1 rRNA gene (cut by a window edge) is annotated in these 2,789 nt (G+C 54.4%); it reads left to right on the forward strand.

The features are described from left to right. Positions 1-2,709: ribosomal RNA gene (locus WDB66_RS15145) — 23S ribosomal RNA — on the forward strand (it extends 171 nt beyond the left edge of the window). Positions 2,710-2,789 lie beyond the last annotated feature (80 nt).

A 2,789-nucleotide genomic window follows, 5' to 3' on the forward strand; every position in this document is an offset into this window, starting at 1 on the left:
CGAACCCGGGGAACTGAAATATCTAAGTACCCGGAGGAAAAGAAATCAACCGAGATTCCCTGAGTAGTGACGAGCGAACGGGGAACAGCCCAAAAGTCGATTACGTTCTATCCAAACGGTCTGGAAAGTCCGGCCATAGAAGGTGATAGCCCTGTAGGTTAAAGGGCGTAGTCGATGATAAGTGAGTAGGGCGGGGCACGAGAAACCCTGTCTGAACATGGGGGGACCATCCTCCAAGGCTAAATACTACTGACCGACCGATAGTGAACCAGTACCGTGAGGGAAAGGCGAAAAGAACCCCGGAGAGGGGAGTGAAATAGAACCTGAAACCGTATGCGTACAAGCAGTGGGAGCCCCTTCGTGGGGTGACTGCGTACCTTTTGTATAATGGGTCAGCGACTTACATTACGTGGCGAGCTTAACCGTATAGGGGAGGCGAAGCGAAAGCGAGTCTGAATAGGGCGAATAGTCGCGTGGTGTAGACCCGAAACCGAGTGATCTATCCATGACCAGGATGAAGGTGCGGTAACACGCACTGGAGGTCCGAACCCACTCCCGTTGAAAAGGTAGGGGATGAGTTGTGGATAGGAGTGAAAGGCTAATCAAACTCGGAGATAGCTGGTTCTCCTCGAAAGCTATTTAGGTAGCGCCTCGTGTATCACTGCTGGGGGTAGAGCACTGTTATGGCTAGCGGGTCATCGCGACTTAGCAAACCATGGCAAACTCCGAATACCAGCAAGTGCGAGCACGGGAGACACACGGCGGGTGCTAACGTCCGTCGTGAAAAGGGAAACAACCCAGACCATCAGCTAAGGTCCCCAAATTACTGCTCAGTGGGAAACGAAGTGGGAAGGTATAGACAGCCAGGAGGTTGGCTTAGAAGCAGCCACCCTTTAAAGAAAGCGTAATAGCTCACTGGTCGAATCGGCCTGCGCGGAAGATTTAACGGGGCTAAGCAGTATACCGAAGCTATGGGTGCACACTTTGTGTGCGCGGTAGAGGAGCGTTCCGTACGCCTGCGAAGGTGAGTCGAGAGGCTTGCTGGAGGTATCGGAAGTGCGAATGCTGACATGAGTAACGATAATGCGGGTGAAAAGCCCGCACGCCGAAAGCCCAAGGTTTCCTAGCGCAACGTTCATCGGCGCAGGGTGAGTCGGCCCCTAAGGCGAGGGCGAAAGCCGTAGTCGATGGGAAGCTGGTTAATATTCCAGCACCTCGCGTGACTGCGATGGAGAGACGGAGAAGGGTAGGTGTACCGGGCGTTGGTTGTCCCGGGGAAAGGCGGTAGGTGGAGGACTTAGGCAAATCCGGGTCCTCTTAACACCGAGCACCGAGACCAGTCCTTATGGATGAAGTCACTGATCCCACGCTTCCAGGAAAATCTTCTAAGCTTCAGGTCACGCAGACCGTACCGTAAACCGACACAGGTAGGCAGGGTGAGAATCCTCAGGCGCTTGAGAGAACTCGGGTGAAGGAACTAGGCAACATAGCACCGTAACTTCGGGAGAAGGTGCGCCCCTGATGGTGGCTCGTGCGAGCTATAGCTGTCGGGGGCCGCAGTGACCAGGCCGCTGCAACTGTTTATCAAAAACACAGGACTCTGCAAACACGAAAGTGGACGTATAGGGTCTGACGCCTGCCCGGTGCCGGAAGGTTAATTGATGGGGTCAGCCGCAAGGTGAAGCTCTTGATCGAAGCCCCGGTAAACGGCGGCCGTAACTATAACGGTCCTAAGGTAGCGAAATTCCTTGTCGGGTAAGTTCCGACCTGCACGAATGGCGTAATGATGGCGGCGCTGTCTCCACCCGAGACTCAGTGAAATTGAAATCGCTGTGAAGATGCAGCGTTCCCGCGGCAAGACGGAAAGACCCCGTGAACCTTTACTATAGCTTTACACTGAACGTTGAGTTCATCTGTGTAGGATAGGTGGGAGGCTTTGAAGTGTCGGCGCCAGCTGGCATGGAGCCATCCTTGAAATACCACCCTGATGTGCTTGACGTTCTAACCTCGACCCGTTATCCGGGCCAGGGACCGTGTATGGTGGGTAGTTTGACTGGGGCGGTCTCCTCCCAAAGAGTAACGGAGGAGCTCGAAGGTACGCTCAGCGCGGTCGGACATCGCGCATTGTGTGCAAAGGCATAAGCGTGCTTGACTGCGAGATCGACGGATCAAGCAGGTACGAAAGTAGGACTTAGTGATCCGGTGGTTCTGTATGGAAGGGCCATCGCTCAACGGATAAAAGGTACTCCGGGGATAACAGGCTGATACCGCCCAAGAGTTCATATCGACGGCGGTGTTTGGCACCTCGATGTCGGCTCATCACATCCTGGGGCTGTAGTCGGTCCCAAGGGTATGGCTGTTCGCCATTTAAAGTGGTACGCGAGCTGGGTTCAGAACGTCGTGAGACAGTTCGGTCCCTATCTGTCGTGGGCGTTGGAGATTTGAGAGGGGCTGCTCCTAGTACGAGAGGACCGGAGTGGACGAACCTCTGGTGTTCCGGTTGTCACGCCAGTGGCATTGCCGGGTAGCTACGTTCGGAAGCGATAACTGCTGAAAGCATCTAAGCGGGAAGCGCGCCTCAAGATGAGATCTCCCGGGGCCTTGAGCCCCCTGAAGGAACGATGAAGACTACGTCGTTGATAGGCTGGGTGTGTAAGTGCAGCAATGCATTGAGCTAACCAGTACTAATGATCCGTGAGGCTTGATCATATAACCTCAAGTGGCTTCTCCTCGATGACACATCGAGACTTCACTTAAACCTTGTTACGTCCCATCCCCATGAGAGCGTG

Origin of the sequence: Denitratimonas organivorans, from assembly GCF_037478135.1 — a bacterium.
Classification (GTDB): domain Bacteria; phylum Pseudomonadota; class Gammaproteobacteria; order Xanthomonadales; family Xanthomonadaceae; genus Denitratimonas.